The following is a 22,193-nucleotide window of genomic DNA, read 5'->3' as shown; positions in this document are numbered from 1 at the left end:
ATGCAGATCTACAACACCCTGACGCGTCGCAAGGAAACCTTCACGCCCATCGAGCCGGGCAAGGTACGCATGTACGTCTGCGGCATGACCGTCTACGACTTCTGTCACCTGGGCCATGCCCGGGTGATGGTGGCCTTCGACGTCATCACCCGCTATCTGCGGGCCCGCGGCTACGATGTCAGCTACGTGCGCAACATCACCGACATCGACGACAAGATCCTCAAGCGGGCGGACGAGAACGGCGAGACCATCGAGGCGCTCACCGACCGCATGATCGATGCCATGCACGAGGACGAGGGCCGCCTCGGCGTGCTGCGCCCGGATGCCGAGCCGCGCGCGACCCAGCACCTGGACGAGATCGTCTCGATGATCCAGACGCTGATCGACAAGGGCTACGCCTACGCGGCAGACAACGGCGACGTCTACTACCGGGTGCGCAAGTTCGACGGCTACGGCAAGCTCAACAACCGCGACCTGGACGACATGCGCTCCGGTGCCCGGATCGACGTCGACGAGCACAAGGAAGACCCGCTCGACTTCGTGCTGTGGAAGGCCGCCAAGCCCGGCGAGGCCAACTGGCGCTCGCCCTGGGGCGAGGGACGTCCCGGCTGGCACATCGAGTGCTCGGCGATGTCCACCTGCTGCCTCGGCGAGACCTTCGACATCCACGGCGGCGGGCCGGATTTGACCTTCCCGCACCACGAGAACGAGATCGCCCAGAGCGAGGCCGCCACCGGCAAGCCCTACGTCAACACCTGGATGCATGCCGGCGCGGTGCGCGTGAACCAGGAGAAGATGTCCAAGTCACTGGGCAACTTCTTCACCATTCGCGACGTGCTCGAGCATCACGACGCCGAGGTGGTGCGCTACCTGCTGGTGTCGAGTCACTATCGCAGCCCGATCAACTACGCGCCGGAGTCGCTGGCCGACGCCCGCAAGTCGCTGGAGCGCTTCTACAATGCGCTGGACGGGCTGGCTCTGGACGGCGTCGAGGTGCGGGAAGGCGAGGTCGATGCGCGCTTCGACGAGCGTTTCACCGCCGCCATGGACGACGACTTCAACACCGCCGAGGCGGTGTCGGTGCTGTTCGACCTGGCCCGAGAGCTCAACCGCGCCAAGAAGGAAAGCCCCGAGCAGGCGCCGGCCCTGGCCGCCGAGCTCAAGCGTCTGGGCGGCGTGCTCGGCCTGCTGCAGCAGGCACCGGCGGCCTTCCTGAAGGGCGCCGGTGCCGGCGAGCTGCCGATGACCGAGGCCGAGATCGAAGCGAAGATCGCTGAGCGCGCCGCGGCCAAGAAGGCTCGCGACTTCGCCACCGCCGACGGCATCCGCGACGAGCTGGCCGCACTGGGCATCGTGCTCAAGGACAGCCGTGAGGGCACCGGCTGGGTGTTCGAGGCGCCGGGCGACTGAGTCCCGATGCTCGCTCGATAGGTAATGGAAACGCCCGGCCCGTGCCGGGCGTTTCTCGTTGGGCATCCTCGAGACTCAGCGCGTCTCCGCGCCGAGCGCCTCGTCGACCAGCGCCATGGCTTCGTCGAGGCTGACGGCGACCGCGTCCCAGGGCAGGGTCGATCCGACGAGGTGGCAGTGATAGAGGGCATCGTCATCGATGTCGACACGGTGGATGTCGTTGCCCCGGTCGTCCTGCCACCAGTCGGCGTGGACATGATGCCAGCGCGGGTCGATCCGAGCGTTCATGTTCATGCGTCACCTTCCTTCGTGAGCCGCCCATTCGGGTGAGCGCTCAGCAAGCCTTCCAAATCTTCAGGCGGGGTTCCGTCAGCCCGTACCAGCGGGAATAGAAGTCGCGTCGACGCTCGGCGTTGGCGAGATCCACGAGGCCAAGGACGTCGTGAGGCGTGTGGGCGAGACAGCCGACGGCGAGCCTTCGATGGGGGTGAGAGCGCGTTAGGAAGCGTGACGCCTGGCGTTGGCCGTGGCCCATCGGCCGCGCTCGAGGGAGTGAGTGTTGCTCAACGGACCTGTGGGTCAACCGCAGTACCTGGTTCATGGGGCATCCCTCCGAACGGCATGGAACCAAGGGAAGCGACTCGCCGTCGCCGGTCGTGGGAGCGTCAGGCGGGCCGTTACCGACAGCATAGTTCAGAAACGCTGTTTGTAAATTAAAGTTACAGACGGGTGGCCCAAGTCGGTCGTGGAGAGGCCGTTAGCCCATCATGACGGTGGCAGGGGCAGTCGATGCGGCCAGGCATCGTCGACGATGAACACGCGCTGCCAGGCGGCGCTCGAGGCGTGCTCCAGATGCAGTCCGAGCTGCACCGGGGCGCCGCCACGGGCGAAATGCAGCCGCAGGCGGTGTTCGAGGGTCGGCAGCGTGCTCAGCTGTGAACGGGGCGGCAGCGCGAGCCAGTGGGGCTTGCACAGCCAGGCGCCGAGCGCCTGTCCCGGGAGGCTGGCGCGCCAGCGTGACCAGTCGCGCCAGGTCAGCCAGTGGCCGCGCAGGTGATCGGGCGTGGCATCGCGCGGCGCGGGTAGCTCGGCCCGCCAGGGATAGAACAGCACGCCGGGCATCGCCAGGCGTTGCCGCAGCCCCGTCACCGGGGCTCCCAGCCGCTCGGCCAGCGCCTGCTGCGCCACCGGGCGCTGGGCCAGCGGCAGCTGGTGATGCTCCAGGTGGTGGCGCTTGAGCGCCAGGCTGTCCAGGCCGCCGGGGCCGACCCAGCGGGCCTGATCGTCGTCGTCGCCGGGGCCCTCGGTGAGACCCAGGTAGTACTTGATCGCCACCTCGAGATGCACCGGCACGGGATCCGGCGATTCGGCATAGATCAGGTCGAGCTCGCCCAGCGTGCGACGCTCCTGGAGCACCGGCAGGTTGTGAGCGAGCAGTCGGGTATGGGGGGCGGTATCGAGCAGGAATTGCCACAGGCGTTCGTGATAGTGGCCCATGCGGCCTTCCAGGGCCGCACCGACGTAGCGCTCCAGGTCCTCGGGGGCATCGTCCAGGTGGCTCAGATAGTCGGTCAGGGCGTCGTCGCTCTCGAGACCCAGGCAGTGGCGATCGGGGCGGCCGGATGAGGGGAGGGCAATCAGGTCCGGCGCCTGAACCAGCCAGGCCAGGTCACGTACCAGCGCGTGGCGCCAGGGGCGGATGTCATCGCGGAATGGCGGCATGCGGTCTCGCTCCGGGCGTTGAGATGGCGCTCTGACAGAGAAGCTATACAGGCCTTATACTCCAGCATACATTCATTCGGGAAGCGGGTGGTATCCATGCAGCCAGTACTGACACGTCTCGTCGCCATCGCGGCCGGCACCCTGATGACCGTGGGCGCGGCGCAGGCTCAGGACAACGCCGGAGAGCCGGTGGTGATCGCCTCCAAGATCGACACCGAGGGCTCGGTGCTCGGGCAGCTGATCCTGCAGCGCCTCGAGGACGGTGGCATCGCGGTGGAGGATCGCCTGCAGCTGGGCGCCACCAGCATCGTGCGCTCCGCCCTGGTCGCCGGGGAGATCGATCTCTACCCGGAATACACCGGCAACGGCGCCTTCTTCTTCGACATGGCCGATAGCCCGGTATGGAAGGACGCCGAGCAGGCCTTCGACACCGTCAGCCAGAAGGATCGCGAGGCCAACGACCTGGTGTGGCTGACGCCCGCCGAGGCCAACAACACCTGGGCGATCAGCGTGCGCGGCGACCTGGCCCGCGAGCAGGAGCTGGCAAGCCTCGAGGATCTGGCCGCCTATCTCGACGACGGCGGGGACTTCAAGCTGGCGGCGAGCGCCGAGTTCGTCGAATCGCCCCAGGCGCTGCCGGCCTTCCAGCAGGCATACGGGTTCGAGCTTTCCGAGGACGAACTGCTGGTGCTCTCCGGCGGCAACACCGCCGCTACCATGCGCGCCGCCGCCCAGCAGACCAGCGGCGTCAACGCCGCCATGACCTATGGCACCGACGGCGGCCTCAAGGCCCTCGATCTGCAGGTGCTGGATGACACCCTCGGGGTGCAGCCGGTCTATCAGCCGGCGCCGGTGGTGCGCGCCGAGGTGCTCGAGGTGCATCCCGAGATCGAAACCCTGCTGGCGCCGGTGTTCCAGGCGCTGGACCGTGACACCCTGCAGCGCCTCAACGGCGACGTGGCCGTCAACGGCCTGGACCCGGCCAAGGTGGCCGGCGACTTCCTCGACACGCTCGACGAGTAAGCCGCTCCTGAATGAGCCGTGAGAGCGAGTCGGGATCGTCAGACACCGAAGAGCGCAGCAAGGGTGGGGTGAACGCCGAAGTGGTGAACAAGGAAGTGATCAACAAGGAAGCGGTGAACGGGGACTCGCCTCGCACCAACGTCGTGCTCGTGAGCCTGCTGCTGGCGACCCTGGTCGCCTGGAGCGGGCTCGATGCCGTCAGCGTGGCGCCCAATCGCATCGTGCCCGGCCAGGGCCACGCCGCCTGGGACGTGGCCGGCTGGCCGGGATTCCTGCTCAGCCTGGTGCCGATGCTGGCCGCACTGGCGCTGGCCTGGGGCCCGGACCGGCGTCGACTGCGCTGGGCCCTGGGGCTGGCGGTGGCGATGCTCGCCGCACTGCCGGCCTGGCTGGCGCTGGCGTCGGCGCGGCTGGTCGATGCCGATCTGCCCCAGGCGCGCATGGGCGTCGGCGCCGGGGTCTGGGTGGCGCTGTTCCTGCTGCTGCTGGCGCTGATCGAGCTGCGCACACGGCTGGCGCTGCCGCGGACCCTGGGCTGGTCGCTGCTGCTGGTGCCGCTGGCGAGCCTCGCCGCCTGGCTGACGTTCGGTCTCGCACCGCTGGCGCTGCGCCAGGAGTTCCTGGCCCGCCGCGACGGCTTCATCGCCGCCATCGTCGAGCATCTGCTGCTGGTCGGCGCCGCCGTCGGCGTCAGCCTGGTGCTCGGCGTGCTCCTGGCGCTGGCCATGCGCCGCTGGGCGCGCTGCCGAACGCTCGGCTTCGCGGTGCTCAACTTCCTGCAGACCATCCCCAGCCTGGCGCTGTTCGGCCTGCTGCTGGCGCCGCTGGCCTGGCTGGGTGCCCACGTCGAGTGGCTGGCGGCGCTGGGCGTGAGCGGTATCGGCGCCGCGCCGGCGCTGCTGGCGCTGGTCGGCTACAGCCTGCTGCCGATGGTGCGCAACACCTTCGTGGCCCTCGATGAGGTCGACCCCGGCGTGATCGATGCCGCTCGCGGTATGGGCATGAGCCGCGGCCAGGTGTTCCGCCAGGTGCGTCTGCCGCTGGCGGCGCCGGTGATCCTCGAGGGCATCCGCATCACCACCGTGCAGGCCATCGGTCTGACCGCCGTGGCCGCGCTGATCGGCGCCGGCGGCCTCGGCACCTTCATCTTTCAGGGGCTGGGGCAGGCGGCCATGGACATGGTGCTGCTCGGCGCCCTGCCGATCCTGGTCATGGCGCTGATCGCCGACGCCCTGCTGGGCGCCCTGACCGACCTCACACGCCAGGGAGAGGCCACATGATCGAACTCATCGGCGTGTCCAAGCGCTTCGGCGACACCACCGCGGTGGACGACATCTCGCTGCGCGTCGAACGCGGCGAGCTGTGCGTGCTGGTGGGCACCTCCGGGTGCGGCAAGTCGACGACGCTGCGCATGATCAACCGTTTGATCGAGCACAGCGACGGCGAGATCCACATCGACGGCCAGCAGATCCGCGACTTCCGCGAGGAGACCCTGCGCCGGCGCATGGGCTACGCGATCCAGAGCACCGGGCTGTTTCCGCACTGGACGGTGGCGCGCAACATCGGCCTGGTGCCGCGGCTGCTGAAATGGCCCCCGGCGCGGATCCGCGAGCGGGTCGAGGCGCTGATGGCGATGCTCGGCCTGTCGATGGAGGAGTTCGCCGGCAAGTATCCGCGTCAGCTCTCCGGCGGCCAGGCCCAGCGGGTCGGCGTGGCCCGGGCGCTGGCCGCCGATCCCGATATCCTGCTGATGGACGAGCCCTTCGGGGCGCTGGACCCGATCACCCGCGAGACGCTCCAGCACGAACTGCGCGCTCTGCAGTCGCGGCTGCAGAAGACCATCGTCTTCGTCACCCACGACATGGACGAGGCGCTGCGGCTGGCCGACCGGCTGGTGGTCATGGACGGCGGCCGCATCCGCCAGCAGGGCCATCCGCTCGAGCTGCTGCGCGAGCCCGCCGACGCCTTCGTCGAATCGCTGCTCGGCGGCGAGGACCGTGGCCTCAAGGAGGCGGCGCTGCTGACCGTCGGCGAGCGGATGATGCCGCTGAGCCCGCGGCTGCTGCCGCGGGAGCGCATCTCCCGCCATGCCACCCTGCGCGAGGCGCTGTCGATGATGCTGTGGCGCCACGCCGAGCGCCTGGCGGTGGTCGACGACGAGGACATGCCGGTCGGCGAGCTGTCGCTGCGCCAGCTGGTGGGGGCGAAGCATCATGAGTGAGGCCGTGAGTCGCCTGGTGACGGGGGGAGGGCGGCGCTGGCTGGTGCCGCTGGCCTGGAGTTCACTGCTGATCGCCGCCTGCGTGGGCATGCCGTGGCTCGAGGGCCTTTTCCGGCTGGTCGAGCCGGACAGCCGCAGCGTCGTCTATGCCCGGGCCGATTTCCTGACCCTGCTGGGGCGTCACCTGCTGGTGGTGGCCGTCGCGGCGCTGGCCGCGGTGGCCATCGGCGTCGGGGCCGCGGTGGCGGTCACGCGCCGCGCCGGCCGCGACTTCCTGCCGCTGGTCGCCCAGCTGGCCTCGATCGGGCAGACCTTCCCGCCGGTGGCGGTGCTGGCGCTGGCGGTGCCGGTACTGGGCTTCGGTACCCTGCCGATCATCGTCGCGCTGCTGCTCTACGGCCTGCTGCCGATCGTGCGCAACACCCTGGCCGGGCTGGAGGGCGTCGATCCCGGCGTGCGCGAGGCGGCCCGCGGCATGGGCATGACCGGCGGCCAGCTGCTGCGCCAGGTGGAACTGCCCCTGGCCGCGCCGGTAATCCTGGCCGGCATCCGCACCTCGGTGACCATCAATATCGCCACCGCGGCGATCGGCGCCACCGTGGGGGCGAGCAACCTGGGCGACCCGATCATCTCCGGCATCGTCAACGGCAACACCGCCTACGTGCTGCAGGGTGCGCTGCTGATCGGGCTGCTGGCGCTGACCGTGGACAGCGTCTTCGCCCGGCTGCAGCCGGGCACCGCTCAAGAACGCTGACGCGCCAGACTTGGGCCGCCGTTCAGGCATCCAAGGACCCGGCTTCGCGCAGACGCGATAACGACTTCCTGTCGCTCCCGATGCCCAGCTGCGCTCTATGCATCCTGCTCTGCTTGCAGTACCGGTGCTGGCCGTCCATGGCCAGCCCGTCCGGAGTGATGCTCCTCACCCATGGCGCAGGGGCGCCGCCTGGACTGGCTCTCGGTGTCAGGGATCACGGCCGTGTGACTTTCGTCGTGCTATCGAAGGTTTTCAGTTTACGTTAACGTCATTGCTGTGCGTTGATCGACGCCCGGGTGATCCCCTGGCGGTCCGACACAAGAGCGACAACACTGCCCCCAAAAGGGGTAAGGATCACGACGATGACCACGACGCGAGATATCCACGTGCCGGAGTTCCTGGCCGGTGACGAGTTCAGCATTCCCACCTATCGGGTGCTGACCCAGGAAGGCACCCTCTGCGAGGGCGCCGAGGCTCCGACCCTCGAGCGCGACGAGGCCCGTGCCATCTACCGGGCGATGATCGCCACCCGGGTGCTCGACGAGCGCATGATGGCCGCCCAGCGCCAGGGCCGGCTCAGCTTCTACATGCAGTGCACCGGCGAGGAGGCCGCGGTGATCGGCGCCACCGCGGCGCTCGACGAGGCCGACATGATCATGGCCCAGTACCGCGAGCAGGGCGCGCTGGTCTATCGCGGCTTCACCTTCGACGAGTTCATGAACCAGCTGTTCGGCAACGAGCTCGACTACGGCAAGGGGCGCCAGATGCCGATCCACTACGGGTCGCGCAAGCTCCACTACATGACCATCTCCTCGCCGCTGGCCACCCAGATTCCCCAGGCCACCGGCTATGCCTACGGCCAGAAGCTGGCCGGTGAGGGCAAGTGCACCATCACCTTCTTCGGCGAGGGCGCCGCCTCCGAGGGCGACTTCCACGCCGCCCTGAACATGGCGGCGGTGCACGAGGTGCCGGTGATCTTCTTCTGCCGCAACAACGGCTACGCCATCTCCACGCCGGCCATCGAGCAGTTCGCCGCCGACGGCGTGGCGCCGCGGGCCTTCGGCTATCGCATGCACGTGATCCGCGTCGACGGCAACGACATCCTGGCGGTCCATCGCGCGACCCAGGAGGCCCGGCGCATCGCCGTCGAGCACAACAAGCCGGTGCTGATCGAGGCCATGACCTATCGCCTGGCGGCGCATTCGTCCTCGGACGATCCCTCCGGCTATCGCTCGCGCAAGGAGGAGGAAGCCTGGCGCGAGAAGGACCCGATCCTGCGCATGCAGCGTTGGATGAGCGACCAGGGCTGGTGGAGCGACGACGAGGAGAAGGAGCTGCAGGAGCGGCTGCGCCGCGAGGTGCTGGAGGCCATGAAGCGCGCCGAGAAGCGCCCGCCGCCGCCCCTGGAGACGCTGGTCACCGACGTCTATGCCGAGGTCACGCCGGACCTGCAGCATCAGCTCGACGCGCTCAAGGCGCATATCCGCCGCCATCCGGAGGCCTATCCGAAGGGCGCGCGCTTCCTCGACCCCGAGCTGAGCCGCACCGACGACGAGGGAGAGTCCTGACATGCCGACCATGAATCTGCTGCAGGCGATCAACCACGCCCTGGACATCGCCATGGCCGAGGACGAGAAGGTGCTGTGCTTCGGCGAGGACGTGGGCGGCTTCGGCGGGGTCTTCCGCGCCACCAGCCATCTGCAGGAACGCTACGGCCGGGCGCGCTGCTTCAACACGCCGCTGGTGGAACAGGGCATCATCGGCTTCGCCAACGGCCTGGCCGCCCAGGGCTCGGTGCCGGTGGCGGAGATCCAGTTCGCCGACTACATCTTTCCGGCCTTCGACCAGATCGTCAACGAGACCGCCAAGTTCCGCTATCGCTCCGGCGATTTGTTCAACGTCGGCGGGCTGACCATCCGCGCGCCCTACGGCGGCGGCATCTCCGGCGGCCACTATCACTCCCAGTCGCCGGAGGCCTACTTCACCCATACGCCGGGGCTCAAGATCGTGGTGCCGCGCAATCCCTACGAGGCCAAGGGACTGCTGCTGGCGGCCATTCGCGACCCGGACCCGGTGATCTTCTTCGAGCCCAAGCGGCTCTATCGCGCCTCCACCGGCGAGGTGCCGGAGGAGGACTATCAGCTGCCGCTGGGCGAGGCCGAGGTCACCAAGGAGGGCAGCGACGTCACCCTGGTGGGCTGGGGCGCCCAGATGGAGGTCATCGACCAGGCGGTGGAGCTGGCCGAGAAGGAGGGTATCTCCTGCGAGGTGATCGACCTGCGCACGCTGTTGCCCTGGGACGCCGACACCGTGGCGGAGTCGCTGCTCAAGACCGGCCGGCTGGTGGTGACCCACGAGGCACCGCAGACCGGCGGCTTCGCCGGCGAGATCGCTGCCACCCTGCAGGAGCGCTGCTTCCTGTACCTGGAGTCGCCGATCCTGCGCGTGACCGGCCTGGACACGCCCTTCCCGCTGACGCTGGAGAAGGAGTATCTGCCGGATCAGCTCAAGGTCTTCGAGGCCATCCGCGAGAGCGTCCACTACTGAGTCCAGGACAGGAGCAAGCACGATGACCGAGTTCAAGCTGCCCGATATCGGCGAGGGTATCGTGGAGTGTGAAGTCGTCGAGTGGCGCATCGCCGAGGGCGACGCCATCGAGGAGGACCAGCCGGTGGTCGAGGTGATGACCGACAAGGCGCTGGTCGAGATCACCGCCCCCGAGGCCGGGCGCGTCACCCGACTGCACGTGCCCAAGGGCGAGATCGCCAAGGTCCACGCGCCGCTGTTCGCCTACCAGACGGCGGACGGCGAGCCGGCCGCCGAGCCGGAAGACGACGAGGCATCGGCGCCGTCCCCGCAGGCGGGCGCCGATACCGACACCGGAGCGTCCGGCGTTAAGGCGCCGGCGCCGCGGGCGGGTAAGGTGTGCCCGGCCGGGCAGCAGCGACCCGAGCGGGCCGCGGCCGGGCAAGGTCCCCACGGCCGGATTCCGGCCAGCCCCGCGGTGCGCCGCCTGGTGCGCGAGCATGACCTGCGCCTCGAGGACGTCCCCGGCTCCGGCAAGGACGGCCGGGTGCTCAAGGAGGATGTGCTGGCGTTGATCGAGGGCGGACGCGCGACCGCGTCGGGCGATACCCGGGGGGAGCATCGGGGCGAGGGGCAACAGGACATTCGCGTCGAGCCGCTGCGCGGCGTGCGCGCGGCCATGGCCCGGCAGATGGTGGCCGCGGCCTCGACCATCCCGCACTTCCAGTACGGCGAGGAGATCGACGTCACCGCGCTGCTGGCGCTGCGCGAGCGGCTCAAGCCCCGGGCCGAGGCGCGGGAGATCAAGCTGACCCTGATGCCGTTCTTCATGAAGGCCATGGCGCTGGCGATCCGGGACTATCCGCTGCTCAACAGCCGGCTCAACGAGGCCGGCGACGAGATCCACTACCTGCCATCGTGCAACATCGGCATGGCGGTGGACGGCCGGGCCGGCCTGATGGTGCCCAACGTCAAGGGCGTGGAAGGCCTGAGCCTGCTGGACGTGGCCGGCGAGATCCAGCGGCTGACCGGCGCGGCGCGGGAAGGGCGCGTGGCCCAGGCGGATCTCCAGGGCGGCACCATCAGCATCTCCAACATCGGCGCCCTCGGCGGCACCTACGCCGCGCCGATCATCAACGCCCCCGAGGCGGCGATCGTCGCCATCGGCAAGAGCCAGTGGCTGCCGCGCTTCGACGACGCCGGCGAGGTGACCCGCCGGGCGATCATGACCGTGACCTGGGCCGGCGATCACCGCCTGCTCGACGGCGGCACCATCGCGCGTTTCTGCAACGCCTGGAAGGGGTATCTCGAGGACCCGGAGACCATGCTGCTCGAGTTGAGCTGAGGATCGCCTCGGGGGAACGATGACCCAGCCGCTGCAGCAGTTCTATATCCCGGAAGACCAGTCGGTCTACCTGCTGAGCCACCACGATGCCCGCAAGCTGCGGGAGTGGGTGGCGCTGTGCCAGGCCCAGCTCGAGCAGCTGGGCTACCGGGAGATCGAACTGATCGGCAAGGGCGCCTACGGCTTCGTGTTCGCCGGCCTCACCGCCGGCGGCGAGCAGTACGTGTTCAAGTTCACCCGGGTCAACCTGCCCCAGTCGCTGCAGGACCGCCTCGAGGAAGAGGCCTTCATGCTGGAGCAGGTGGCCCATCCCCGCGTGCCGCGGCTGATCGTCTTCCAGCGGGTGCGCCACCAGTCGATCCTGGTGATGCAGCGCGCGCCCGGCGAGAACCTGGAGGAGGTCTCGCTGCGCGAGGGACGGCTGTCGCCGCGGCGGGTGGTGCATATCGCCGCCCAGCTGGCCGATATCCTGCGCGCCCTGCGCCGCGAGTCAGGCCCCTCCGGCCGGCCCATCGTCCACGGCGACATCAAGCCTTCCAACCTGGTGTTCGACGAACGCGACGAGAGCGTGGCGCTGATCGACTGGGGCTCCTCGGTGTTCGCCCAGCTCGACGCCGAGCTGCAGTTCGTCTCGGCCAACGTCATGGAGCTGATGTCGGACAACCTGCAGCAGACCAACGCCCGCCTGGGCGACGTCTATTTCATCGGCGACGATCAGCTCAATGGCGCGCTGTCGTCGCCACGCTTCGACGAGCAGGGCGCCGCCGGCACCCTCTATGCGCTGGCCTCGGCCCAGTCGTGCCGCTTCGGTCACCGCGCGATTCCGGCCACCTCGCTCGGCCTGCCCATGGAGTTCGCGCGCATGCTCGACGGCATGCTCGACCCCGACCCACGCACCCGCATGAAGGCCGGCGATCACTTCCTGCGCGAGATGCCGCGCCTGTCGCGGCTGGTGATGCTCGACCTGCCGAGCCCGCCCGAGGCGCCGCTGGTGCCGGTATGGGCCCGGGCCGCCGACCGTGAGATCGACACCGTGGTCTACAGCTCGCGCAAGGCCTTCCTGCGCGAGGAGGACGGCCGGGAGACCCTCAGCGACGTCAACGACGTGCAGCTCGACCGCTACTATCGGAACTTCATGCAGGGCATGGGCGAGACCGAGAAGGCCTTTCTCGCCGCGGTCAGCCGGCTCGGCAAGTACCCGGTGGTGGGCGGGCTGGCGGTGCGCTGGGAGGCCGACGGCGTCTACATCGACTCGTCGCTGAACCTGCATGACCCCGAGCTCAAGCCGGCCTTCATCGCCGCGGTCAACAACATGGTCAGCCTGGCCCGGGGCATCCACCGCCGCGGCATCTTCAAGAGCTGCCTGTTCAACGCCCGCGATACCCTGCACCTGGACCGCGAAGGCCCGGATCGCCCCTTCGTGATGCCGCCCGACCTTCGGCTGGCCTACGAGGTCAGCGCGGTGCCGGAGCTCGAGGACCGCTCGCGGCTGCACAGCTACTTCGAGGACGGCCCGGACCCGGAGGAGTTCCTGGTGCTGCCCGAGGCCATCATCGCCTCGCTGGAGGCGCTCAACGAGATCCACCACACCGGCATGATCATCTTCGAGGCGCTGCCCGAGCACCTCAAGATCCATAGCCACTACCGGCTGCTCGACCCGTCCCGGGAGGCCGAATTCCGCCGCCGACTGGATGACATCCTCGCCGCGGTAGGGCGCATCGAGGGGCTCGGCGTCTCGGGCTTCATGAAGATGCCCTACAAGGACACCCGCGTCTTCGCCCACGTGGCCCGCCAGCCGGAGCGCTTCTATCCCCGCGACCCGCGCGCCGCCCTGGCGGCGATGAGGGAGCTGGCTGACACGGAAGGCCGTCCTTAGGGCCTTTCGGCCATGAGCTTACGCCTTCACTCTGGCAAGATAGGCGGCCTTGGAGCGCCTTCTGTTAGCCAGACATCGGGGGCCGGGGGCAAGGCGGAGTGAGGTTCTTTTGACTAGGGGTGAGGCGGATTCCGCCGAACGGGTTGGCCAGGGAAGGCCAGCACAGGCCCTGCAAGCGGAGCAGGATGCGATAGCGCCGCAGGTCAAAAGAAGCGCCCAGGGACGGGTTTACCGCGTCCTCGTGAAGGCTTGCCCCCGGCGTTGCCCCACATGTTCCGGCGCTCGCGACTGTCAGCAAAGATCAAGGACGCCGCATGGCTCAGCTGTTACGCATCGTGATGATCCACGGTCATCTCGAGGGGGTGGTCGAACTGGATGTCGATGGCCACACCAACATCTGCGGCACCAACGCTTCGGGCAAGACGACCCTGCAGCGCCTGGTGCCGGTCTTCTACGGGGAGCTGCCCAACCGGGTGGTGCCCAAGACCCGGCGCAAGTTCGATGCCTTCTACCTGCCGCATCGCAACAGCTATCTGGTCTATGAATATCGCCGCGAGGAGGGCGACGTCTGCCAGGCGGTGTTGACTCGCAAGAGCGAGGGCGGCGTCGAGTATCGCTTCGTCGGCGCGCCCTATCGCCCCGAGGACTACCTGGTCGAGACCGAGGGCGGCGTGGTCGCCCTCGACTACGCCCAGTGGAACCAGGGGCTGCGCCGCCAGGGCACCCAAGTGTCGCACAAGCTCGGCGCCACCTCGGAATACCGCGCGGTGATCCAGAACGACTTCACCCAGCACGGCAGCGGTGGCGGCCGCCGCGAGGGCCTGAAGCTGCGCCAGGTGGCCGCCCGCTTCAGCCTGGTGCGCGCCGGGCGGCGCATCCGCCACATGGAGAAGCTGGTCTCGGCGGTGCATGCCAAGGAGGGCAAGATGGACACCCTCAAGACCATGCTGGCGGCGATCTTCGAGGAAGACGGCGTCGAGCTGCCGATGACCCGCATCCGCAACACCAAGGCGCGGGAGTGGATCGCCCGCATGCGCCAGTCGATGCGCCTCGAGCCGTTGCAGCAGGCGCTTTCGGACCTGCAGCGCCAGGATCGCGAGATCGCCGACCTGGAGGCCGGCCTGTGGCAGCTGCGTCCCCAGCTCGAGGCCGACCGCGCCCGGGCCGAGCGCGGCCGGGCCGATCTGGAAGCGCAGATCGGCGAGCGCCAGCGCGACTTCCAGGCCCGCGAGCAGGCCTACGAGCAGGCGCGTCAGGACGTCAACGACCGCCTCAGCGAGATGGGCAGCGAGCTCGAGCAGACCCGCACCGAGCTCGACGATCTCCAGCGCCGCTTCGAGGCCTTCGAGGAGGCCGACATGCCCGGCCTGGAGCAGGACCTCAAGGCGCTGCCCCAGTGGCGCGAGCAGCAGCAGGGCCTGCGCGACCACCTCGAGTTCATGCAGCAGGCGGTGCAGGAGAGCAAGGCCCGCCTGGAAGCGCGGCTGGTCGAGCTCGGCGATCAGCTCGAGCGCCGCCGCGACGAGCTCCAGGCCCAGATCGACGCCCTCGGCGAGGAGAAGGAAGCCCGCCGCGAGAGCCAGCGCGAGGCCGAGAGCCGCCTCGACGCCGACTACCAGACCCGCCGCCAGGCGCTGGACGGCGACTACCGCGAGCGGATCGAGCGGCTCACCGCGCGCCTCTCCGAACTCAAGGCCGAGCTCGCCCACGGCACCCAGACCGAGGAGGAGGCCCGCGAGGCCGAGCGGGCCCAGCTGCGCGTCGACGAGGCCAGAAGTGCCCAGGACGCCATCGCCGCCACCCTCGACACCCTGCGCGGCGAGCTCGACGGCCACAAGCGTGCCCGCGCCGACGCCGAGCGCGAGCTCGACCGGGCCCGTCAGCAGCGGGCCCGGGCCGAGGCCCGCCTCGAGGCCCTGGAGGTGCAGCGCGACCCGGCCCAGGGCAGCCTGCGGCACTTCCTGCGCCACCACCGTCCCGGCTGGGAACAGACCCTCGGCAAGGTGCTGGCGCCGGCGCTGCTCGAGCGGCGCGATCTCTCACCGCAGCTCAATGACGACGCCAGCGACGACCTCCACGGCCTGGCCCTCGACCTGGCTGCCATCGCGCTGCCGGATCATGCCCAGGACGAGGCCGGCCTGCAGGCCGAGATCGCCGCCGCCGAGCAGGCGCTGGCCGACGCCCGGGCGGCGGAGCAGGACGCCGAGAAGGCGCTCAGGGCCGGCCACGACAGGGTGCAGGAGGCCGACGCGCGTCTCGAGCGGGCGGGCGGCGAGAAGCGCCGCGCCGCCGAGGAGGTGGACTACGCTCTCCAGGCCCGCAGCCAGTGCCAGCTGCGTCATCAGCAGGCCCAGCAGGAACGCCAGGCGAGCCGCCGTCGGGCCCTCGAGGAGCAGCAAGCGGCGCAGCAGGCGCTGCGCGAGGAGCGCGATCAGTCGCTGGCGACGCTGGACGAGACCCACCGTGCCCAGCGCATGGAGCTCACCGCCGATCATCAGGGCCAGCTGGCCGGCGTCGACCGACAGATCGAGCAGTATCGCAGCCAGCTCGGCGAGATCCGGGAGGACAACCGCCGTCAGCGCGAGGAGCTCGAGGCCGCCTTCGATCGCGAGCTGGCCGATCGCGGCGTCGACCCGGTCCAGGTCCGGGCGACCCGTGCCCAGATCGAGGATCTGGGACAGCGCATCCACGATACCGAGGCGCGGCGCGACGAGCTCGATGCCTACGCCCGCTTCATGCGCCTCGACTGGGGCGAGCGCAAGCCGCGGCTGGTGGCACGGGAAGCGGAGCTGAGCCAGGCGCAACAGGCCGCCGAACGCGAGCGCAAGACGCTCAAGGACGCCTTCGACGCCGACCGGGGCGAGCATCGGGCGGCCGTCGGCGAACTCAAGACCCGCCGCGAGGCCGAGCAGGCGCTGGTCGAGACCCTGGCGCCGCTGCTCGAGACCCTGGAGGGGCTGACCCTGGCGCCGGTGAGCGAGCCGCTCGGCGAGGCACCGGGTGACGTCGACGAGCGGATCGAGCGCGTCCGCCAGGCGCTCGCCGACCACGCCCGCGCGCTCGACGCGCTGCGCCGAGGCTGCGAGAAGATCGAGGCCGACCTGATCAAGGGCGCCAGCGCCGACTTCCAGGACACCCTGGAGGCCGAGCGTGCCAAGCTCGAGGACACCGGTCCGCGCCGCCTGCTGGCGGTGCTGGCCGACATGCTGCAGCTGCTCGAGGGGCAACAGCAGCAGCTGCTGCAGGAAGGGCGCAATCTCGGCGACGATCTCGACAAGTTCTTCACCGTGTTCCGCGACCTCAACCGGCGCATCAACGCCCAGAGCCGGCGCCTCTCCGATGAGGTGGCCGACGACCTGAGGCTCGAGGGCATCGGCAAGGCCGAGGTGAAGATCCAGTCGACCATCGACGAGCTCGGGTTCTGGGAGCCGCTCAAGCGCTTCGCCCAGCGCTATCGCGAGTGGCGCGACGGCGGCCGCGCGCTGCCGGACGACGACTACCTCGACGCCCTGGGCGACGTGGTGGAGCTGTTGCGCAGCGACCAGCAGTACAGCGTCGAGAGCCTGCTGCGCCTGGAGCTGCACCTCAACGAGGGCGGCGCCGATCTGGTGATCAGGAACGACCGCCAGCTGCTGGAGTCCTCCAGCCACGGCATGGCCTATCTGATCCTGTGCAAGTTCCTGCTGGCCTTCACCCGGCTGCTGCGCGGCCCGGCCGAGGTCGCCGTGCACTGGCCCATCGACGAGATCGGCACCCTGGCGTACCACAACGTCGAGAAGCTGTTCGACGCCTGCGACAACAACCGCATCCATATCGTCGGCGCCTTCCCCAATCCGGAGTCGGACGTGCTGATGCTGTTCCAGCACCGCTATCTGATCGACCGCGACGAGGCCGCGCCGGACAAGCGCCGGCTCAAGCGCATCGAACCGCGCCTGAGCCGCCTGGCCCAGCGCCTGCAGGACCGCCACAACGATCGTCAGGAGGCACCGGCATGAGCGAGGACATGATGTCAGAGAATCCGATGACGGACCGCTCCATGGTGGAGCTGGGCCCGCTGCTGGAGCGCCTGCTGGCCGGCGACTTCCTGTGCGCGGTCAGCGACGACACCGCCTTCCGCCGCCTGCAGGACGAGGCGACCCGCGAGCGCCTCGACGCCTACCTGCGCCCGCTCAACCGCCGCCTGGCGAGCAACGACGAGGGCAGCGTCTACTTCCTGGCCTGGCGCCAGCTGGACGAGGGTGCCCGCGACCAGCTCTCCCGCCAGCTGGCGGAGACCGTCGGCAGCCTGCTGCCGATGCTCGAATGGCTGCAGCTGGTGCAGGAGGCGCTCGGCCGCGACGGCCCGGTGTCGCCCGGCGACGTGCTCAAGCCGGCCGACTTCAGCTCGCGCTGCGAGGACAATCAGGGGCTGCGCGAGCGCCTCGAACGCCTGGCCACCGATCCCTTCTTCGGCTCCCAGAGCGAGCAGCTCGACGCCCAGATCAAGCAGGTCTTCAAGCGCCTGCGCGAGCGCGGCTACCTGCGCCAGCCCCACGCCGATCGCCACTATTTCATTGCCACCGCCAAGATCGACTACCTGATCGAGCTGGTGCGCTTCATCCGCGACGAGGAGCAGTTGCCCGTCGACGACCAGGCCCCGGAGGCCCAGGAGCGGCTGCTGTGAGCGCGAGCGACGCAGACGCCCTGGACAACCGACTGCTCGGCACCGGCGCCGAGCGGCTGGCGCTGCTCGGCAAGCACGCCGAGGCGCTGATGGCCGGCTACGTGCGCGACGAGGTGCCGCTGGAGGGCCTTTCCACCACCGCGCTGAATCGGCTGCTGTCGGCGCGCATCCTGTGGCGGCCCGACGAGCAGGCCGGGGTGAAGCTCGCGCCCAAGGTGCGCGAGCTGATCGCCGAGATGCTGGCCGACGAGACCCGCCGCCACGTCAACGCCGACGTGGCGGAGACCCTGGAGCTGATGCGCGGCCTGGTGCAGAGCTATCGCGAGGCCCGTGACGGCGCCGAGTACTGGCGCCAGGAGCAGCAGCTGCTGCGCCTGCGCCAGGCGGTGGACGACCTCGACGGCCGCTTCGCCGACGCCATCGACAGCCTGTGGCGGCGCCTCAACAGCGACTTCGGCTTCGTCAGCCGGCTGGCCGACAAGATCCGCGAGAACGACCGCGCCCAGAAGCAGATCGTGCGCCTGCTCGACGGCCTGGCGCTGATCGACTTCGACGAGCTGATCGACCTGGTGGGGGCCGACGGGGCGCTGCGCAAGCTGCTGGTCAGCCAGCTTCAGCATCGCCTGAGCCAGCACTACACCAGCCTGCGCGAGGTGCAGCGGCGGCTGATCGAGCTGATGACGCGCTTCCGCCAGCAGCAGTCGCGCAGTCGCCTGGTGGCGGGCATGGCCGCCTTCCTGCGCGAGCATCCGGGCTTCGTGCCCGGCAACTACGCCCGGCGCAGCGAAGTGCCGGCGCTGGTCAATCGCGCCGCGCCGCTGATCGCCGCCGGCGCGGTGGCGCTCGATCACGCCCCGGACGCCCGGGTCGTCACCGGGCTGCTGCATGACCTGCCGCGGCCCGCGGCGTCACCGGAGCCCGTCGCCGCCGCCGTGGCCGCCGAGCGTCACGAGGACTCGATGGTCGCCGCCCGTCAGCAGGCGCTGAGGGAGGACGTCGAACGCTTCTATCTGTCGGTGGTCGAGGGCGACGGCGAGCCGCTGAGCGCGCTGGAGTACCTCGAGGCCGGCGAGCTCGAGTGGGGCGAGGAGATCTGGCTGTTCCAGGTGCTCGCCGAGTTCCAGGGCCTGCCCCGGCGCGAGCAGGCCGCCTTCCGGCTGCGCCAGCAGGAGACCCGCGCGGCCGCCTTCAACGACGTGCGGCTGATTCATGACGTCAGCCTTCAGCTCGCCCCCGCGCGACAGGAGCGCGCATGACCACGCTCTCGGAGGCGGAACGCGAGCTGCTGCGCGACGCGGCCGGCAAGTTGCGCCTTGCTGCCCACGTCGACAAGCCGAACGGCCCCGTGGTGAAGCGGATCGTCGCCTGGTGCGAGGCCTGGGACATCGAGCCCGGGGCGCGCCTGACCCGCACTCGGCTGCGTCTCGATTGCGAGCTGCTGGAGGCCATCGACGCCGAGCTAGAGGTGCAGGGCCAGCCGCCGCTGGCGGCCGATCTGAGCGGGCTGACCACCGCGCAGCAGGCCGAGTATGGCTATTGGGAGGCGAAGAGCGTGCGCGAGGCGCCGCGCGAGTCACGGGTGCTGGTCAGCCTCCCGGCTCGTGCACCCTGGCCGGGCATCGCCGGTGGCGAGCGGGAGTGCCGGGATATCGACTGGCGTGCCATCACGCCGGCCGCCTTCGATGTGCTGGTGCAGGTCGAGAACCTCGACAGCTTCTACGCCTTCACGCCCGAGAACCCGGCGCTGTCGGCGTATCCAAGGCCGCTGGTGGTCTATCGCGGCGACCGCCACTACGGCGGCGGCTTCGCCCGGCTGGCGGAGGCCTGGGCGGCCACCGGCCGGCCCCATGCCTGCGTCGGCGACTTCGACCTCAAGGGGCTCGATATCGCGCTCGGCAGCGGTGCCACGCACTGGCTGCTGCCACCGCTTGATTGGCTGCAACAGCATGCCACGGCGCTTCATCTGCCGGCGAAGCAGGCGCGCTATCGAGACCGACTGCTGCGGTATCGCGACACGCTGCCCGGGGAGCATCCGCTGCGCGGCCATCTGGCGCTGCTGCTCGATGAACAGCGCGGGCTGCTTCAGCAGTGGTTCGCGGCGTCGCTGGTTGGCGTCGCGCTCGGCAAGGCGGCGTGAGGAATGAGAGACGACGCCGCGCCGTGGGCCTGTTTTAATGAGGAGACGATGACGGAGGAAGAGACGAGACGCATGCGCAAACTGCTGCTGAATGCCGACATGGGCGAGAGCTTCGGTGCCTGGACCATGGGCATGGACGCCGAGGTGATGCCTCACGTGGACCTGGCCAATGTGGCCTGCGGCTTCCACGCCTCGGACCCCGACGTGATCCGCATGACGGTGCGCCTGGCGCGCAAGCACGGCGTCACCGTGGGCGCGCATCCGGCCTATCCGGACATGGTGGGCTTCGGGCGGCGCCACATGGCCTGCACGCCCGAGGAGATCGAGAACCTGGTGCTCTACCAGCTCGGGGCGCTGTCCGGCGTGTGTCGCGCCGAGGGCCTGTCGGTGGGCTACGTGAAGCCCCATGGGGCGCTCTACAACGACATGATGCGCGATCCCGAGATCCTGGCCGGGGTCATGCGCGCGCTCGTCGCCTTCGATGCCGAGCTACCGCTGATGGTGATGGCCACCCGCGACGATTCGGCCGCCCGCGAGCTGGCCGATCGCTTCGGCGTCACCCTGTGGTTCGAGGCCTTCGCCGATCGCGCCTACGACGGCGAGGGGCGGCTGGTGTCGCGGCGCGAGACCGGCAGCGTGCACCATGACCCGGCCGTGATCGTCGACCAGGCGCGTCGCATCGCCCGCGGCGAGCCCCTCGTCGCCCGCGATGGCAGCGCGCTGATCCTCGCGGCCGACACCCTCTGCGTGCATGGCGACAACGCCGAGTCGATCGCCGCCATCCAGGCCATTCGCGAGGCTCTCCAGCAGGACGATGCGCCCGAGGAGGGGAACCCATGAGCGCCCCGGGGCTGCCGCGACTGGAGTCGGCGGGGCTCGACGGCTGGCTGGTGCGGCTGTTCGAGGCCATCGACGAGGCCAACCTGCCCTGGATCACCGCCCTGGTGCGCGACTGCGAGGCGGCCTTCGGCGACGCCCTGGTGGACCTGGTGCCGTCCTATACCACCCTGCTGGTGATCTTCGATCCGATGCGGATGACGCCCGGCGAGGCGCGGTCCCGTCTCGCCGAGACGCTGGCCGCGCTGGCGTCCGACGAGGCGGATGCCCAGGGCGAGGTGCATGAGCTTCCGACCTGGTATCACGAGAGCGTCGGCCCGGAGCTTGTGCCCCTGGCCGAGCGGGCGGGGCTCGACGTGGCGGAGACCATCGCACGGCATGCCGAGGTGACCTATCGCGTCTATGCGCTGGGCTTCGCGCCGGGGTTCGCCTTCATGGGCAGCGTCGACCCACGGCTCGAGACGCCGCGCCTGGAGACGCCACGCAAGAGGGTGCCCGCCGGCAGCGTCGGCATCGCCGGGCGCCAGACCGCGGCCTATCCCGCCGTCTCGCCGGGGGGCTGGAACCTGATCGGGCGCACCGCCGCGCGGCTGTTCGACCGCGACCGTGACGGCTTCAGCCTGCTCCGGGTGGGCGACCGGGTGCGCTTCGTGCCGGTCTCGAAGGAGGAACTGGTGCGATTGGGCGCCGATGTCACGACCATGGAGGACAGGCGATGACGGCGGTGATACGGGATACCGTGGCGGGGCTGCGGGTCACGCGCCCGGGGCCACTGGCGCTGCTGCAGGACGCCGGGCGCTTCGGCGTGCGCCGGCTGGGCGTGACCCAGGGCGGCCCCGCCGATCTGCATGCCTGGGCCTGGGCCAACCGGTTGGCCGGCAACGCCTGGGGGGCGGCGGCGCTGGAAGTGACGCTCGGCGGTCTGGCACTGGAGGCCGAGCGCGAGCTGACGCTGGCGCTGGCCGGTGCGGATCTCGGCGCGACCCTCGATGACAGGCCGCTCGCGCCCTGGCAGCGGCTTCGCCTGCGTCCCGGCCAGGTGCTGCGCTTCGCCCAGCCGGTCGGCGGGCTGCGCGCCTATCTGGCAGTGGCCGGCGGTTTTCGGGCCGAGCCGGTGCTCGGCAGCCTGGCCGGCGTGGTGCGCGAGGGGCTCGGCGGCCACGATGGACGGGGGCACGCCCTGGCCGAGGGCGATCTCCTGCACGTCGGCAGCGAGGCAGGGGAGCACCCGGTCGGCGACGAGCGGGAGGCGCCCGCGGAAGCGCGGCCTGATTATGCGGCGATGCCGCGGCTGTCGCTGCTGCCGGGGGCCCAGATCGCCGAGTTCGAGGGCGCGAGCCTGGCCGCGGCCTTCAATACGGTCTGGCGGGTCGACGACCGCGCCGACCGCATGGGCGTGCGCCTGCGCGGGCCGACGCTGCGCTGTCGGCTGACCAGCATGATCTCCGAGGGGCTTAGCCTCGGTGCCGTGCAGGTGCCGCCGGACGGCCAGCCCATCGCGCTGCTCAACGACCGCCAGACCATCGGCGGCTATCCACGCCTGGGGGCGCTGACGCCGCTTGCCTGCGCGCGGCTGGCGCAGTGCCTGCCGGGCCAGGAGCTGCGCCTTGAGGCGGTGTCGTCCGAGCGGGCGCTGGCCGAGCACCGACGCTTTCGTCAGGCGTTCGACTGAGCTCGGC

General features: G+C 70.0%; 18 protein-coding genes. 16 read left to right on the top strand and 2 right to left on the bottom strand.

Going from position 1 to position 22,193, the window contains the following annotated elements; translation table 11 throughout:
* Positions 1-1,410, top strand: coding sequence for a cysteine--tRNA ligase (gene cysS, locus FIU88_RS09250; protein WP_152479012.1), 1,410 nt, complete (start codon positions 1-3; stop codon positions 1,408-1,410).
* A gap of 75 nt (positions 1,411-1,485) precedes the next feature.
* Here the strand turns inward: cysS and FIU88_RS09245 are convergent, their stop codons facing one another.
* Complete coding sequence (locus FIU88_RS09245) at positions 1,486-1,704, bottom strand: hypothetical protein (protein WP_152479011.1); 219 nt, start codon at positions 1,702-1,704, stop codon at positions 1,486-1,488.
* 471 nt (positions 1,705-2,175) lie between these two features.
* Positions 2,176-3,132, bottom strand: a complete 957-nt coding sequence (locus FIU88_RS09240; protein ID WP_152479010.1) for a DUF1853 family protein — start codon at positions 3,130-3,132, stop codon at positions 2,176-2,178.
* A gap of 96 nt (positions 3,133-3,228) precedes the next feature.
* Between FIU88_RS09240 and FIU88_RS09235 the strand changes: the two genes are divergently transcribed.
* The 15 genes from FIU88_RS09235 to FIU88_RS09165 all read left to right on the top strand — a co-directional run bounded on the left by FIU88_RS09235 (position 3,229) and on the right by FIU88_RS09165 (position 22,186).
* Positions 3,229-4,155: an ABC transporter substrate-binding protein gene (locus FIU88_RS09235; protein ID WP_152479009.1), complete on the top strand. Its 927-nt coding sequence runs from the start codon at positions 3,229-3,231 to the stop codon at positions 4,153-4,155.
* Between the two features lie 11 nt (positions 4,156-4,166).
* A complete protein-coding gene (locus FIU88_RS09230) occupies positions 4,167-5,435 on the top strand; it encodes an ABC transporter permease (RefSeq protein ID WP_253742460.1) in 1,269 nt (422 codons plus the stop codon).
* The gene (locus FIU88_RS09225; RefSeq protein WP_152479008.1) at positions 5,432-6,376 is read left to right on the top strand and encodes an ABC transporter ATP-binding protein; all 945 of its coding nucleotides are present in this window, start codon (positions 5,432-5,434) and stop codon (positions 6,374-6,376) included. The genes FIU88_RS09230 and FIU88_RS09225 overlap by 4 nt, the downstream gene beginning before the upstream one ends.
* Positions 6,369-7,130: an ABC transporter permease gene (locus FIU88_RS09220; RefSeq protein ID WP_152479007.1), complete on the top strand. Its 762-nt coding sequence runs from the start codon at positions 6,369-6,371 to the stop codon at positions 7,128-7,130. The genes FIU88_RS09225 and FIU88_RS09220 overlap by 8 nt, the downstream gene beginning before the upstream one ends.
* 362 nt (positions 7,131-7,492) lie before the next feature.
* The gene (locus FIU88_RS09215) at positions 7,493-8,698 is read left to right on the top strand and encodes a thiamine pyrophosphate-dependent dehydrogenase E1 component subunit alpha (protein WP_152479006.1); all 1,206 of its coding nucleotides are present in this window, start codon (positions 7,493-7,495) and stop codon (positions 8,696-8,698) included.
* Between the two features lies 1 nt (position 8,699).
* Positions 8,700-9,677 carry an alpha-ketoacid dehydrogenase subunit beta gene (locus tag FIU88_RS09210; RefSeq protein ID WP_152479005.1) on the top strand — a complete coding sequence of 326 codons (978 nt, stop codon included), beginning with the start codon at positions 8,700-8,702 and terminating at the stop codon, positions 9,675-9,677.
* Positions 9,678-9,699: 22 nt separating this feature from the next.
* Entirely contained in the window at positions 9,700-11,001 is a 1,302-nt protein-coding gene (locus FIU88_RS09205) for a 2-oxo acid dehydrogenase subunit E2 (RefSeq protein ID WP_152479004.1), read from the top strand.
* A gap of 19 nt (positions 11,002-11,020) precedes the next feature.
* Positions 11,021-12,877, top strand: a complete 1,857-nt coding sequence (locus tag FIU88_RS09200) for a protein kinase (RefSeq protein WP_152479003.1) — start codon at positions 11,021-11,023, stop codon at positions 12,875-12,877.
* 314 nt (positions 12,878-13,191) lie between these two features.
* On the top strand, positions 13,192-16,872 hold the full coding sequence (locus FIU88_RS09195) for an ATP-binding protein (protein WP_152479002.1): 3,681 nt from the start codon (positions 13,192-13,194) through the stop codon (positions 16,870-16,872).
* Positions 16,873-16,913: 41 nt separating this feature from the next.
* Positions 16,914-17,540 carry a hypothetical protein gene (locus FIU88_RS09190; protein ID WP_026068422.1) on the top strand — a complete coding sequence of 209 codons (627 nt, stop codon included), beginning with the start codon at positions 16,914-16,916 and terminating at the stop codon, positions 17,538-17,540.
* Entirely contained in the window at positions 17,537-18,796 is a 1,260-nt protein-coding gene (locus FIU88_RS09185; RefSeq protein ID WP_152479001.1) for a hypothetical protein, read from the top strand. The genes FIU88_RS09190 and FIU88_RS09185 overlap by 4 nt, the downstream gene beginning before the upstream one ends.
* A complete protein-coding gene (locus tag FIU88_RS09180) occupies positions 18,793-19,677 on the top strand; it encodes a hypothetical protein (protein ID WP_152479000.1) in 885 nt (294 codons plus the stop codon). Before FIU88_RS09185 ends, FIU88_RS09180 begins: the two co-directional genes overlap by 4 nt.
* A 72-nt stretch (positions 19,678-19,749) precedes the next feature.
* Positions 19,750-20,517, top strand: a complete 768-nt coding sequence (locus FIU88_RS09175; RefSeq protein ID WP_026068421.1) for a 5-oxoprolinase subunit PxpA — start codon at positions 19,750-19,752, stop codon at positions 20,515-20,517.
* Positions 20,514-21,233, top strand: a complete 720-nt coding sequence (gene pxpB / locus FIU88_RS09170; protein ID WP_152478999.1) for a 5-oxoprolinase subunit PxpB — start codon at positions 20,514-20,516, stop codon at positions 21,231-21,233. Before FIU88_RS09175 ends, pxpB begins: the two co-directional genes overlap by 4 nt.
* Positions 21,230-22,186 carry a biotin-dependent carboxyltransferase family protein gene (locus tag FIU88_RS09165; protein ID WP_152478998.1) on the top strand — a complete coding sequence of 319 codons (957 nt, stop codon included), beginning with the start codon at positions 21,230-21,232 and terminating at the stop codon, positions 22,184-22,186. Before pxpB ends, FIU88_RS09165 begins: the two co-directional genes overlap by 4 nt.
* Positions 22,187-22,193: the final 7 nt, after the last annotated feature.

Origin of the sequence: Halomonas sp. THAF12 (assembly GCF_009363675.1) — a bacterium.
GTDB lineage: Bacteria > Pseudomonadota > Gammaproteobacteria > Pseudomonadales > Halomonadaceae > Halomonas > Halomonas smyrnensis.
Note: the sequence above shows the minus strand (reverse complement) of the source record. Positions and strands in the feature narration are given on the sequence as shown.